Origin of the sequence: Microcystis sp. M53602_WE12, from assembly GCF_030065455.1 — a bacterium.
Classification (GTDB): Bacteria; Cyanobacteriota; Cyanobacteriia; order Cyanobacteriales; family Microcystaceae; genus Microcystis; species Microcystis aeruginosa.
In genome coordinates, this window is the sequence record NZ_JASJFB010000030.1 from 1 (window position 1) to 12,350 (window position 12,350).

Here is a 12,350-nt window from a genome sequence, read left to right on the forward strand (position 1 = left end):
ATTAGACCTCTTGCATAAATCCGAAAACAAACGATAGAAACAATAATGGGAGGGACTTTCAGTTAATTATTTATTAGTAGTTGATAATCTTCAAAAATGTTGCTGTACAAGGATCGACTTAAGACTTTTGCAAGAGGTCTATTGCCCGATGGAAAAACCTCCTAAAAAACTCCTTGAACAGGTTCGTGATATTATTCGCATCAAACACTATTCCTACCGCACGGAAGAAACCTACATCTTCTGGATTCGACGCTACACCTTGTTTCATGACAAAAGACACCCTAAAGACATGAGTAGTGCGGAAATGGAGTCATTTTTAAGCCATCTAGCCGTCAAGGAAAACGTAGCCGCCTCTACTCAAAACCAAGCCCCCCCATCTCTCCATTCCCCATTCCCTACAACTGTAAACACAACTGCCGGAAATGATCGCCGCGATGTTCAAAACTTTGGTATTGGTCAAAACTAGCGCAAGCGGGCGATAGTAAGACCACTTTAGCCGCTTTTGCTGTTCCTAGTTCAGCCGCGCGTTGAACTGCCCTGTCCATCGTTTCTACACATTCATAATCTTGATAACCTGCTGACTGTAAACGACGGGCAAAATCGGCGGCAGCGTCACCAATAAGCAGCACAGTGACGACTTTTGCCTTAATTTCAGCGATCCAAGCCCGATCATCCCCTGCTTTCGCTTCTCCCCCCGCGATTAAAATCGCCGGACTAGGGACGGATTGTAAGCCCACTGCGGCCGCATCGTAATTAGTTGCTTTACTATCATTAATAAAGTCTAGGCCTTTATAGGTACAAATATACTCTAGACGATGGGCAACCCCGGGGAAAGTGGCGATCGCTTCGGTAATGGCTTTTTTCTCGATTCCTGCCAATCTAGCGGCGGCCACAGCCATAAGCAAATTCTGCTGATTGTGACTACCCACCATTTTCAGGAGATTAACCGGGGCAATTAATTCGCCAAAAGCCACGATCCAGTTATCTTGGAGATAAACACCACGACTAGGATCGCCCAAAAGCGCAGCTTTGCCCTGCACAGAAGTCCAGTAAGCTTGTTGCCATTGACTAACACCGATTTGACGCAGATAGGGATCATCACCGTTGAGGATTTGGCGATCGCTTCTTTGCAGTAAAGAAGCTTTAATCTGATAATAATTTTCGAGGGTTTGATGACGACTGAGGTGATCGGGGGTAAAAGTTGTCCAGATGCCGATTTTCGGCGATAAATCCCGACTGGACTCGATCTGATAACTACTAATCTCCGCAATAATCCAATCGTATTTATCGGCTTTTAAAGCCAATTCACAGGCAGCATAGCCGATATTACCGCAGGAAGGGGCATTTAACCCCGCTTTTTGAAAAATAGCGGCACAGAGGGCGGTGGTGGTGGTTTTGCCGTTAGTTCCCGTAATACCCAACCAAGGGGAAGATTGCAGATAACGCCAAGCTAATTCTAATTCTCCGATCGTATCGATGCCTTTTTCTCTGGCAGTAATTAAAATCGGGGCATCCCAAGGCACCCCGGGGCTAACCACGATAAGATTAGGCAAGTCCGAAGCCTCTAGACTGAGATTTTGACCAAGATTGACAATAATTCCTTCCCTTTCCAGATTGGTTTTGGTTGCTTGTAAACTGGGAGAATCAGAGCGATCGCTTAATGTCACCTGCCAACCATCCCGTTTTAAGCATCTTGCCGCTGCTATTCCCGATCTTCCCAATCCAATAATCGCCGCTTTCGCCATCTTGTTGCCACTCTACTCAAGGGTCAATTTTTAGCAATCTCTATCCTACTGTGGATTAGGTCGAGTAATAACTAGGGTTTGCGGCAAAAAGTTTTTCGGTGGGGGCAGGGTGTAGGGTGTGGGGTGTAGGGTGTGGGGTGTAGGGTTTTAGCGATTTTGAGGGGGTCAATTACCTAATTTTCAGGGAAAAAGTCCAGGGATTTTCCACCCGATCACTACCAGATCTGGTACTTTTTGGAAACCAAAAAGTCTAAAAGTTTTACCCAACAAGGTTTTTAGATTTATTGAGCAAACCCTAGCTATCTTCCAAGAAAACAAAATTCTCTGGCTTACGTCTAGATCGATAAAATAAATGCAAGTACGATCTCTATAACAACGCTCCCTATTTATGAATCTAAAATCATCCTTAAAATTTACCCTACTGTTTTCACTTCTGGGGGGTTGTCTCCTGACTACACCGAGTCAAGCAACTCTCTTTGAACAAAGAGAAGTTAATCAAGAAGATTTTATCGCTATTGCCCGACCCTACGGTAACGGTAAATACGATTTACTGATTTTGCAACAAATCCCAGGAAAACGCCAATGTTGGGCGGTAAATGGCACAGAACCGACCATTGTTCAGCCGCTGCTGCTCGATTTCGATTTTACCGGCAGTTGTGAACGGGCCACCGACAGTAACGGTTATTCCCTTCGCATTCAGGGCAAAGATTACGGTTTAGAATACCTGCTGCGTATCGTACAACGCAACGGGGAATTAGTCCTTGTGGGAACCCCCCGCAATCCCAGGCAATCGGAGGTAATTATTGGACGGACAAAAGGTTTAGGGAGCGGTTTAATGCAAATTTATCTCATCGATGGCTGGCGCTTTACTAAACGCAGTCTAGCTGGTCAAAATCTCAGTCATATCTATCTAACTGCCGATAGTCCCAATTTCAATCCTCCCCCAGAATTACTCGCGGGTACCCAATCGTCTATCCCCCCCACACCCCCCCCCAGAGAATCCGTCAAAGCAGAAACACCTGTTAATCCTGCTGCTAATCCCGAAGTGCGAGAATATACCTTTACCGCTGCAGAAACAGCAGTAGAGAGCAATCCTCAGCCAGTGGTCAATAATCCAGTACCAGAGCCAAATTTAACGCCACCGTCCCCAGTTACCCCTAATTTACCCCCCCTGACTCCTCCCAATTCTCAGAATAATAATGCAATTGTACCACCACCGCCACCGCGCAACCTAGGCAATCCCAGAAGTTTATCAGACGTAATCACTTTTAATCGAGCCGCCGCTAATCCCAGTAGTGGTAATATGAGCAATAGTAGTCGCCAAGGTTTTAAAGTAGTAATCGAAGCTAAAACCGAGAGCGATCGCACTAGGGTTCGTTCTCTCTATCCCGACGCTTTCCCCACTTCCCACCAAGGTCGTCGCGTCTGGCAAATAGGCGCGTTTAGTAGTCGCGATAAGGCTGAAAACGCTTTACAAAGTCTTGCTCCCCTGCGCGGATCGATCGTACCATTTTAGGGAACGCTGGAACTGCGGAACGGGGAACAGAGAGTGGATAAGGGAAATGGGGGAATTTCAACTAATACCCCAAAACCCTAAAACCCCAACTCTCAACTCCTGACTTGAAAGAGGGTGTAGGGTGTGGGGTGTGGGGTGTAGGGAAGGAAACCTCTTTCCTCTGTGGGGGTGAAAATTTTTTCATCGGGACTGACTCCTGACTCCTGACTCCTGACTCCTAGAGTAACTGATAACTGATAACTGAAAATATGGAAATATCAGAACTAAAAAAAGGTATCGAGATAGTAGGATCGCGCCTGGGTAAAACCCAGGACTATCTTTGACTTACCCACTTTAAGGGCCAAAATTAAAGACTTAGAACAGGTGGCGGCCGTCCCTACTTTTTGGGATAATCTCGATACGGCTCAAAAAACCCTGCAAGAACTAAATGAATGTAAATCTTCTTTAGAAACCTATCAGGGTTGGTGTGGACAATTAGAAGATACCAAGGCAATTATCGAGTTATTAGAATTAGAATCCGATCGAACTTTACTAGAAGAAGCGACGGACAATTTAACTCATTTACAGCATGACCTCGATCGCTGGGAATTGCAACAGCTTTTAAATGGTCCCTACGACGCAAAAGGAGCGGTTTTAACGATTAATGCGGGGGCCGGGGGAACCGATGCCCAAGATTGGACAGAAATGCTCCTGAGAATGTATTCTCGCTGGGCCGAGAAACAGGGTTATAAAGTCACTTTAGCGGAAATATCAGAAGGAGATGAAGCGGGAATTAAATCGGTGACAATTGAGATTGCCGGAACTTATGCTTACGGTTATCTGAAAGGAGAAAAAGGCACCCATCGGTTAGTAAGAATTTCCCCTTTTAATGCTAATGGTAAACGTCAAACCAGTTTCGCCGGGGTGGAAGTGATGCCAATTTTGGGCGATGATGCGGTGAGGGTAGAAATTCCCGATAAAGATTTAGAAATTACCACCACTAGATCGGGGGGAAAAGGTGGACAAAATGTTAATAAAGTGGAAACTGCCGTGCGTGTAGTTCATCTTCCCACAGGTATCGCTGTGCGTTGTACCCAAGAGCGATCGCAATTACAAAATAAAGAAAAAGCCCTAGCTTTATTAAAAGCGAAATTGTTAATTATCGCTCGGGAACAACAGGCTCAAGCGATCGCAGAAATTCGCGGCGATATGGTGGAGGCCGCTTGGGGCAATCAAATCCGTAACTATGTTTTTCATCCCTATCAATTGGTTAAGGACCTCCGTAGTAATGTGGAAACCACCGATGTTACCCGGGTAATGAATGGGGATTTAGATAGCTTTATTGAAGCCTATTTACGTTTGGGGGGTGCAGTTTAAAGAAATGTATCGCCGTTGTCGTCCACAAGTCCCACTCCCGTGTGGACGCGATGATAAAATCTCCTCTTGGAAAAATGTCGATTTGCGTTGAAGCACTTTTTTGCTCGCTGTATAAGGGTTTCGCCGATTTGACATCCCTAAAATGGATTTGCGTTGAAGCACTTTTTAGCATTTCCACTTCGCTCAAGGCTAGTCTAGGCCCAAAAGGGGAGATAACGAGCATAACGAGTTGATTTAGATTCAGATTCGTCAAGTTTAATCAGTCCTGCTTCTTTAGTTGCCCCAATCACTTGAGAAACAGTATTGTTTTTTGATTCATTTAAACAAAAGCGATTTCGTAAGGTTTGGTTAGACATCCGTTGATTATCGACATAGAGGAGACAACAGTGCTGATAACAAGCGCGAATACGGTCAGATTGACTCATTTTGCCAAAATCCTGATGAGCGAATAGGATAGAAGTTGTTCGGAGCTCACCTACTCTAAAATCTGGTGCGGGAAGTTGAAATTTCTCGGCAGCGGAAATAACTTTATCAATACCACTGCCCTTTTCTTCACAAATGCCAAAACGACGCATTATGTCAGCTAATTGCTCATTACGGGAGCGATATTCGTCTATAAAGCGTTCTACTTTGATAAAAGGAATACCAGGGTTAGAGATTTCTACTCGATCATCATACATTTCAATCATCACCGAAGCGCCTGTAGCGAGAAAGTCCTGATGAATCAAAGCATTGGCGATCAGTTCTCGCAAAGCTTGTGGAGGAAACATTTTCACTTCTTCCCTAAGAACCTCCTCGATGACGCGATTTTGAGGGGCTAAATCGTGGACAAAATTAACTAAACCATCAAAACCCACAGCATATCCCTTAGTTCCTGTCTGTTCCAGTCGAGTTTTAATTTTACCTGTTCCCTCATAGATAATCACTCGTGGTGCTTTACGCGCTAAGGTAGGGGAAAAGCTCTCAAGTTGTCTGGCCAGAAGGATGGCAGATAAATTAGGAATTGTCCAACCTTGTGGGGTTTTTTGCAGGAGTTGATCGCCTTGTAATCTTTCTAAAACAGCATCACGATGGCTAGGATAGGGAAGCTTGAGCAATTCAAAGTAGGTTTGGGTGTCTAATAGGTCAATAACCTCATCTGGACTAGCATGAGAACGAGCAGGTTGACAAAACCAATCTTGTTGATCTTCAGCAAAGATGCGCTTAAGCAGATCAGGTGTCATGGGTACTAAGTCTTCCCCTGCTCGCATTAGATAAGCACCTTCAAAGGCGATAGGTTGTCCTGTGGGACGGGTTGGCACTTCAAAAACCAAGACACGACCATCAGGGTGGGCCAATTCGGTGATTTCCACGCGCAAGCGAAGTTTTTGAACGATTAGCGATTTAATGCTGTTAATTTCTTCGGGTGTAGGAAAGGCTTGTGAACCAACAATTTTACGGGGACGTTTATCGGTAACACCTAAGATAAAATGGCCACCTCCTTCATTAGCAAGGGCGACGCAATATTTTAACAGTTTGATTGTATCAAATTGATTTTTAGTCTGTTTAAATTCTAGTCGCTCATTTTCCACTGGAGCATTTAACCAACCTTCTAGGGTCTCTAGGTTTATCATGCAGTAATCTCCTTCTGGGTGGGAATTTCCGTTTGGGGGGTAACAGTGCAGGTTATACTGATTCCTAAGATGAGAGCAGCTCTATTTTCTCGCAAATTCTGTTCTTATGCTATTTGTCCTCTACTAAGAAGAAAAATCAATGGTTATTATCGAGATTACCAATGTGGAAGAAATATTGAGCGCAAAAATTGGCTCTTTCGCCGCTAAAATCGTTCAAGCTCTAGCAGATGATGAAGGGAAAGTGGAAGAGGTTCTCATCAAAGAATTACAGGCTAATTTTCAGGAAAGGGGCATTAAAGCTAATCTGTTTAGCGTCACTGGGTTAGATATGCTCGGCAATGGCAGGCTAGAAGTTAACGTTAATGTTCGTTCTGCTAATATGATGTCCTAAGAGAAGATAAAATCGCCAATGGTTGGGTTAAATATAGTTAAACCCAACCTTATTTTGGTAGTTACCGTCAAAGGCAATGGCAACGAAGCTTGAGGTTATAATAAACCAACAAAATGTAACGGTCCTTGACCGGTAATTAATTCGATAATAATTGCCAGAAAACCGATCATCGCTAATCGGCCATTCCACACCTCGGCTGCCGTTGTCATCCCCCATTCCCAACGTTCCTGGGGATACATTTTCATATTCGCTTTCGGATGGGTAATTTGCTCGAAAGTGGTGGGTTTTTCCTCTAGGGATTTGACCACTAACTGGGAGAGAGATTCGATAAACATCGGGTGAGTGTTAAGAGCGGGTACTCGCTGAAAATGTTCAATTCCCGCTTCTTCCGCCACTTCTCGGTACTCTATATCGATTTCTTGCAGAGTTTCGATGTGTTCCGAGACAAAGCTAATCGGTACGACCAATAAATGCTTAATTCCCTGCTCTCCCAACTCTTTTAAAGCATCTTCAGTGTAGGGTTTTAGCCATTCCACCGGACCGACGCGACTTTGATAGGCTAAAGTGTACTGATTGGGTCGGTTTAGCGTACGCATGATCGCCCTAGTGCATTCTTCAATTTGCCTTTGATAGGGATCTCCCGCTTCCTCCACATAACTTTGGGGGACACCATGGGCGCTAAAAAAGATATGTACTTGGTCAGGATGAGGACACTGCTCTAATTCTCGCGCGATCAGATCGGCCATAGCACTCAGATAAGTGGGATGATCGTACCAAGAAGGGATGAGAGTATATTCCGTCAAACGCAGATAGGGATCATCCTGCCACATTTCCTCCAGCACACGAAAACTGGAACCACTGGTACTGATCGAAAATTGGGGATAAAGGGGAAGAATAACTAATTTTTTGATATGATCCCGTTTAATCCGCTCGATCGCTTCTTCGGTGAAGGGATTCCAGTAACGCATCCCGATATAAACGCTCACCTCGCGGCCCATTTCCTTGAGACGTTGTTGCAGTGCCGTGGCCTGTGCTTCCGTAATCTTGAGTAAAGGGGAGCCACCGCCAATCTGACGGTAATTTTCTTGGGATTTACTCGCTCTTAGCGTCGATATTAACCAAGCTAAAGGTTTTTGTAATCCTTTGATCGGTAAACGGATGATTTCTGGGTCAGAAAAAAGGTTAAATAGAAAAGGACGTACATCCTCTAACCGCTCCGGCCCACCCAAATTTAATAATAAAACCCCAACGCGACCCATAGTGTTAACAGATAATTTTTAAATTTTCAGATTCTTTACCAAGTTTAACAATATATCGGTGGAACCGTTAAAACAAATTACAGACGATATAGAAATTAATCAAATTTTGGAGGTTGATCTTGGCGACAATTTTACGTGCCCTCAGTTATCAATATCAATGGCTTTACGATGGTATCTCCCGTCTGGCTGCCCTAGCAGTGGGTGGGGAGTCTCGTTTTCGGCAATTGGCCCTAGAAGGTTTAAAAATCGCTAAAAATGACCCTATCCTCGATCTCTGTTGTGGTGCGGGTCAAACCACTCGTTATTTAGTCCCCCTATCCGATCGCTGTGTCGGTTTAGATGTCTCTCCCCGGGCCCTGGAGCGAGCTAGTTTAGCGGTGCCGCAAGCGCATTATGTGGAGGGATTAGCCGAAAAAATGCCCTTTGATGCCCGAGAATTCGCCTTTGTTCATACTAGCGCCGCTCTCCACGAAATGGAACCAGAGCAGTTAGAGGAAATCCTTAAAGAAGTGTATCGAGTTCTCAGACCGGGGGGAATTTTTGCCCTCGTGGATTTTCATCGACCCACTAACCCGCTTTTTTGGCCTTCTTTAGCCCTATTTTTGCAATTATTTGAAACCGATACCGCTTGGCAGTTTATCGATCGGGATCTGATCCGATCTTTACAGGCGATCGGTTTTCGTGATTGTCAACAAAAATTATACGCCGGTGGCAGTTTACAGGTGATTCGAGCGGCCAAGTGAAGGGATCGGCCAGGCAAGATTTTCAGAGGCAGTCGGTCATTTATACTAAGTAGGGAAGCTGAGTTCGATCGACTCGGTGCCAGTTATTTTTGAGAAGTAATGACTAGAGCAAAAATTCTACAACCCGATTTAATTTTAGGGGATACGATTCTCGGTCTCAGTCTGGAGATTTTGAGTCAGCATCAGATTAAGGGATTGATTCTCGATGTGGACGATACCCTTGTTCCCCTCCAGGAAACGACGGTTTCTGAGGATTTACAGCGTTGGGTCGATTCCTTGCGTCTTTATCTACCGATTTGGTTGGTAAGCAATAATCTTAGCGAAAATCGTATCTGTGCGATCGCTGATAATTTACAACTTCCCTACCTTCTCGGTGCGGTGAAACCCTCTCGACGCAAACTCCGGCAAGCGATGGCAGCCATGAGTCTCCCCCCCCAACAAATTGCGATGGTTGGCGATCGCTTGTTTACCGATGTTTTAGCGGGAAATCGTCTGGGAATGTTTACCATTCTGGTGAAACCAATGGTAAATCCCTTGACGGGGGGGGCAGCTTATCCAATCCACGATTTTGAGGTGTGGATATCACAAATTCTCGGCGTTTCCCTCCATCCGCAGCATTACTTAATAAAACCTGACCAATCCTCACAGAAGTAAATATTAAAAAATAATTAAGTATAGAGGAAACGATGGAAAAGTAGGAAATACTATAGACAATTTGAAATGAGGTCAGCCGAGATAAAGACCTTAAATATATGAAAGTCAGTAGATAGAAGGTGCCAGTTTTTGCGGATATACGCCAAAAGCTGGCTCTACTGTTTTTGAGTTTTATCTGTTTGGATGTCATACTATAGCGGTTCTCACACTATGTGGCACAGTTAAACCTTTGCTGAACAAGCTTTTTAACATCGATAATGTACCTCTTGCGAACAGGAAACGCTATAAATCCAGTTGTTAAAGACTGATTATTTATTCTCCGTTTTGCATGGGTGCCTGTCCTGGTATGTAGCCCATACTCAACGGATTTAGGATCACATTACCGTGCGCTGTTATCGAAAAAATCAATAATTGCCCGAAGAAGATCAAACCAGAGGATGATAGAAAAGTTAGAATTACCCTTGCAACTATGACCCTAGATATTATCCCCGAAGGTGAAGAACGCAAAGTGGAAGCTGTCAGTAGTGCCGCCATTGATGGTGCGCCGATCGCCTATATTGTCGTCTTAGCCGCCATTGTCACCACCCTTTCTTTTATTCCCTTCTCCATTGTCCTCGCTTCTGGCGGTAGTATGCCCCTCAGTCAAGCGGTTTTTCCCCTCTTGGGTTGGTTACTCGGCCCGATCGCTGGAGCGATCGCTAGTGGCATTGGGTCCTTAATTGGGGCTTTCCTTGCCCCCTACACAGCAGGAATTCCCGCTATTTCGGTCTTTGGGGCGATTTTGTCTAGTTTTGTGGCGGGAACGATGGTTTTAGGCAAAAAACGCCGTTATTGGTGGTTAGGATTAACGTTAATTTTTCTGATTCCCCTGTTTATCTACGCTAACCGGGCGATCGGACTGAACGGCATTTCGCCACGAATCTTTATTGCCGGGGCTTTCGTCGATTGGTCAGCTTTGGTATTATTTATCCTACCAACCCGGACTCTTTTTACCCATTGGATCAAAGGCAGCAATTTGGCCCTAGTAGCGGCGGGAATTTTTGGGGGTACCTGGACCGCCAGCGGCCTCTCCCATTTAGGGGCCGTCGCCATTACCTACTCGATTTTTAACTGGCCCGAAGAAGTCTGGATCGCTTTAATTGGGATCGTTCCCCTAGAAAATCTGATTCGTTCCTTTGTCGGTATGGTGATCGGTTGTGGTGTGATTGCCGGTTTACGGGCGATCGGTCTGGTCAAATCACGAGAGGCGATCTACTAGACCTCTTGTAAAAATCAAAAATTGTTGTTAGGGTTAGGAGTCAGTAGCCGGTCGTCGGGAGTCAGGAGAAGAAAAAAGACAAGAGACGACTAGACTATGCATAAAACCTAAGATTATGTCGAATTTATCCGAGTTTTTAGATATTGTGACCCAATAGCGGCTCGATAACTTATTTTTGCAGGAGGGCTACTGAAATGGGAATACAGCAGTTATCTTAAATGGTGACATAGGAGGTTTTCCTTTTGGGGTGTGGGGTGTGGGGTGTCGGGACGGACGCAAGGGCAAGAATTGCCGCGTTGCGTCCAACCCCCCACCGAAAAAAAAGAGAACTAGCGTTTAAGCCAACTCATCATTGCCCGCAGGTCTTGGCCGACTTCTTCGATCGAATGTTCTGCTTCTTGACGACGCATAGCGGTGAAACCCGGTTTACCTGCTTGATTTTCGAGGACAAACTCTCTGGCAAATTGTCCCGATTGAATTTCCCCGAGGATTTTCCGCATTGCGGTCTTAGTCGCTTCCGTCACCACCCGCGGACCGCGAGTGTAGTCACCGTACTCGGCTGTATTGGAAATACTATCGCGCATTTTGGCCAAACCGCCCTCGACGATCAGATCGACGATCAGTTTCACCTCGTGTAAACACTCAAAATAGGCTAATTCGGGCTGATAACCAGCTTCCACGAGGGTTTCAAAGCCAGCTTTAATTAAAGCACTTAAACCACCGCATAATACTGCCTGTTCGCCAAAAAGGTCGGTTTCTGTTTCCTCGCGGAAAGTGGTTTCCAAAACCCCGGCCCGAGTGCCACCGATACCTTTAGCGTAGGCCATCGCTCGATCGCGTGCTTGGCCGGTAGCATCTTGATAGACGGCGAATAAACAGGGGACTCCTTGACCTTGTTCGTAGGTGCGACGGACGAGATGGCCCGGTCCTTTGGGGGCAACCATAACCACATCGACATTATCCGGGGGAACCACTTGACCGAAATGAATATTAAAGCCGTGGGCAAAAGATAACACCTTGCCTGCGCTTAAATTCGGGGCAATTTCGTTGATATAAATCGTTTTCTGCACTTCATCTGGTAAGAGGATCATGATCCAGTCGGCAATTTTAGCGGCTTCGGCCACATCATAAACCGGAATACCAGCTTCTTTGGCTTTGATTGCCGATTTACTGCCGGGATATAGACCAACAATCACATTAACGCCACTATCCTTGAGATTTAATGCGTGGGCATGACCCTGGGAACCATAACCAATAATAGCGATCGTTTTTCCCGCTAATAAATCTAAATTGGCATCCTCATCATAGTACATTCGTGCCATCGAACTCGCTCCTTAACTTCTTTTGTCACTGTGCAAACTCCTAATTATACGGGAAAATCACGCCCGTCAGAAGCATTTGAGCGCCGGTTTCCTGGAGTCACGAAAAAATAGTGTCTAGAAAAAATGAACTAGGCTAATCCGCTTCGCGCTTGATTAGCTTTGGAAACGCTAATCTCACAGATTTTGTGCTTTTGACGCTTCCTTTGGCAGACTTACCGTTTGAGTCCTGACGGCTCGACTAGGCAGCGGTTTTAAGCTAAACGGCGCTTAACCTGCATGATCCAACAGCTATAACCCTTTTGGAGTCTATATCGGTGATCCGAAGTAAAAGCCGTTTAGCTTACCATCCACGTCTGACGACGCTAGTTCCTAACACCGTGGCTAAATAGAACTCTTGCAAATTAATTATATGTTATAATGATGGGTTAACTAATTTTCCCCAAAAAATTAGTTAATCAGTACATTTGTCCTGAATGAAAACTTGAAGTTTAAC

12 protein-coding genes are annotated in these 12,350 nt (G+C 45.1%); 7 read left to right on the plus strand and 5 right to left on the minus strand.

Going from position 1 to position 12,350, the window contains the following annotated elements; all coding sequences use genetic code 11:
• The first annotated feature begins 148 nt into the window (after window positions 1-148).
• Entirely contained in the window at window positions 149-466 is a 318-nt protein-coding gene (locus PX482_RS01170) for a phage integrase N-terminal SAM-like domain-containing protein (RefSeq protein ID WP_071825013.1), read from the plus strand.
• On the opposite strand, the gene murD is transcribed toward PX482_RS01170, so the two are convergent.
• A complete protein-coding gene (murD, locus tag PX482_RS01175; protein WP_002758732.1) occupies window positions 396-1,745 on the minus strand; it encodes a UDP-N-acetylmuramoyl-L-alanine--D-glutamate ligase in 1,350 nt (449 codons plus the stop codon). The two genes, PX482_RS01170 and murD, sit on opposite strands and share 71 nt — an antisense overlap.
• Before the next feature lie 388 nt (window positions 1,746-2,133).
• Here murD and PX482_RS01180 point away from each other — a divergent pair, with 388 nt between their 5' ends.
• The gene (locus PX482_RS01180) at window positions 2,134-3,261 is read left to right on the plus strand and encodes a DUF3747 domain-containing protein (RefSeq protein WP_288121978.1); all 1,128 of its coding nucleotides are present in this window, start codon (window positions 2,134-2,136) and stop codon (window positions 3,259-3,261) included.
• A 61-nt stretch (window positions 3,262-3,322) separates the two neighbouring features.
• On the opposite strand, the gene PX482_RS01185 is transcribed toward PX482_RS01180, so the two are convergent.
• A complete protein-coding gene (locus tag PX482_RS01185; protein ID WP_288027659.1) occupies window positions 3,323-3,445 on the minus strand; it encodes a hypothetical protein in 123 nt (40 codons plus the stop codon).
• Between the two features lie 64 nt (window positions 3,446-3,509).
• Here PX482_RS01185 and prfB point away from each other — a divergent pair.
• Window positions 3,510-4,617 (plus strand): peptide chain release factor 2 gene (gene prfB, locus PX482_RS01190; protein WP_288093909.1). Its coding sequence is split into 2 segments (ribosomal slippage): window positions 3,510-3,581 and window positions 3,583-4,617, totalling 1,107 coding nucleotides; the frame shifts between segments, so codons are not numbered across the junction.
• 194 nt (window positions 4,618-4,811) lie between these two features.
• Here the strand turns inward: prfB and PX482_RS01195 are convergent.
• On the minus strand, window positions 4,812-6,230 hold the full coding sequence (locus tag PX482_RS01195) for an ATP-binding protein (RefSeq protein ID WP_002758736.1): 1,419 nt from the start codon (window positions 6,228-6,230) through the stop codon (window positions 4,812-4,814).
• Window positions 6,231-6,369: 139 nt separating this feature from the next.
• Between PX482_RS01195 and PX482_RS01200 the strand changes: the two genes are divergently transcribed.
• Window positions 6,370-6,621, plus strand: a complete 252-nt coding sequence (locus PX482_RS01200; protein WP_002739055.1) for a DUF8653 family protein — start codon at window positions 6,370-6,372, stop codon at window positions 6,619-6,621.
• Window positions 6,622-6,716: 95 nt separating this feature from the next.
• Here PX482_RS01200 and hemH read toward each other — a convergent pair whose 3' ends face one another.
• Window positions 6,717-7,880 (minus strand): ferrochelatase, encoded by a 1,164-nt coding sequence (gene hemH / locus PX482_RS01205; protein WP_002758738.1) that lies wholly within the window; start codon window positions 7,878-7,880, stop codon window positions 6,717-6,719.
• Window positions 7,881-7,999: 119 nt separating this feature from the next.
• Between hemH and PX482_RS01210 the strand changes: the two genes are divergently transcribed.
• The 3 genes from PX482_RS01210 (at window position 8,000) to PX482_RS01220 (ending at window position 10,535) form a co-directional block, all read left to right on the plus strand.
• The gene (locus tag PX482_RS01210) at window positions 8,000-8,623 is read left to right on the plus strand and encodes a class I SAM-dependent methyltransferase (protein WP_002758740.1); all 624 of its coding nucleotides are present in this window, start codon (window positions 8,000-8,002) and stop codon (window positions 8,621-8,623) included.
• Window positions 8,624-8,722: 99 nt separating this feature from the next.
• Window positions 8,723-9,277, plus strand: a complete 555-nt coding sequence (locus PX482_RS01215; protein ID WP_002758741.1) for a YqeG family HAD IIIA-type phosphatase — start codon at window positions 8,723-8,725, stop codon at window positions 9,275-9,277.
• Window positions 9,278-9,746: 469 nt separating this feature from the next.
• A complete protein-coding gene (locus tag PX482_RS01220; protein ID WP_002758743.1) occupies window positions 9,747-10,535 on the plus strand; it encodes an ECF transporter S component in 789 nt (262 codons plus the stop codon).
• Between the two features lie 329 nt (window positions 10,536-10,864).
• On the opposite strand, the gene ilvC is transcribed toward PX482_RS01220, so the two are convergent.
• Window positions 10,865-11,857 carry a ketol-acid reductoisomerase gene (gene ilvC / locus PX482_RS01225; protein ID WP_288095337.1) on the minus strand — a complete coding sequence of 331 codons (993 nt, stop codon included), beginning with the start codon at window positions 11,855-11,857 and terminating at the stop codon, window positions 10,865-10,867.
• Between the last annotated feature and the right edge of the window lie 493 nt (window positions 11,858-12,350).

Bases quoted from the DNA above. Each gene is read 5' to 3' on its own strand.
- PX482_RS01185 (WP_288027659.1), bottom strand. From the start codon at position 3,445: ATGAAAAAATTTTCACCCCCACAGAGGAAAGAGGTTTCCTTCCCTACA.
- PX482_RS01215 (WP_002758741.1), top strand. From the start codon at position 8,723: ATGACTAGAGCAAAAATTCTACAACCCGATTTAATTTTAGGGGATACG.
- hemH (WP_002758738.1), bottom strand. From the start codon at position 7,880: ATGGGTCGCGTTGGGGTTTTATTATTAAATTTGGGTGGGCCGGAGCGG.
- murD (WP_002758732.1), bottom strand. From the start codon at position 1,745: ATGGCGAAAGCGGCGATTATTGGATTGGGAAGATCGGGAATAGCAGCG.
- PX482_RS01180 (WP_288121978.1), top strand. From the start codon at position 2,134: ATGAATCTAAAATCATCCTTAAAATTTACCCTACTGTTTTCACTTCTG.
- PX482_RS01195 (WP_002758736.1), bottom strand. From the start codon at position 6,230: ATGATAAACCTAGAGACCCTAGAAGGTTGGTTAAATGCTCCAGTGGAA.
- PX482_RS01170 (WP_071825013.1), top strand. From the start codon at position 149: ATGGAAAAACCTCCTAAAAAACTCCTTGAACAGGTTCGTGATATTATT.
- PX482_RS01220 (WP_002758743.1), top strand. From the start codon at position 9,747: ATGACCCTAGATATTATCCCCGAAGGTGAAGAACGCAAAGTGGAAGCT.
- ilvC (WP_288095337.1), bottom strand. From the start codon at position 11,857: ATGGCACGAATGTACTATGATGAGGATGCCAATTTAGATTTATTAGCG.
- PX482_RS01200 (WP_002739055.1), top strand. From the start codon at position 6,370: ATGGTTATTATCGAGATTACCAATGTGGAAGAAATATTGAGCGCAAAA.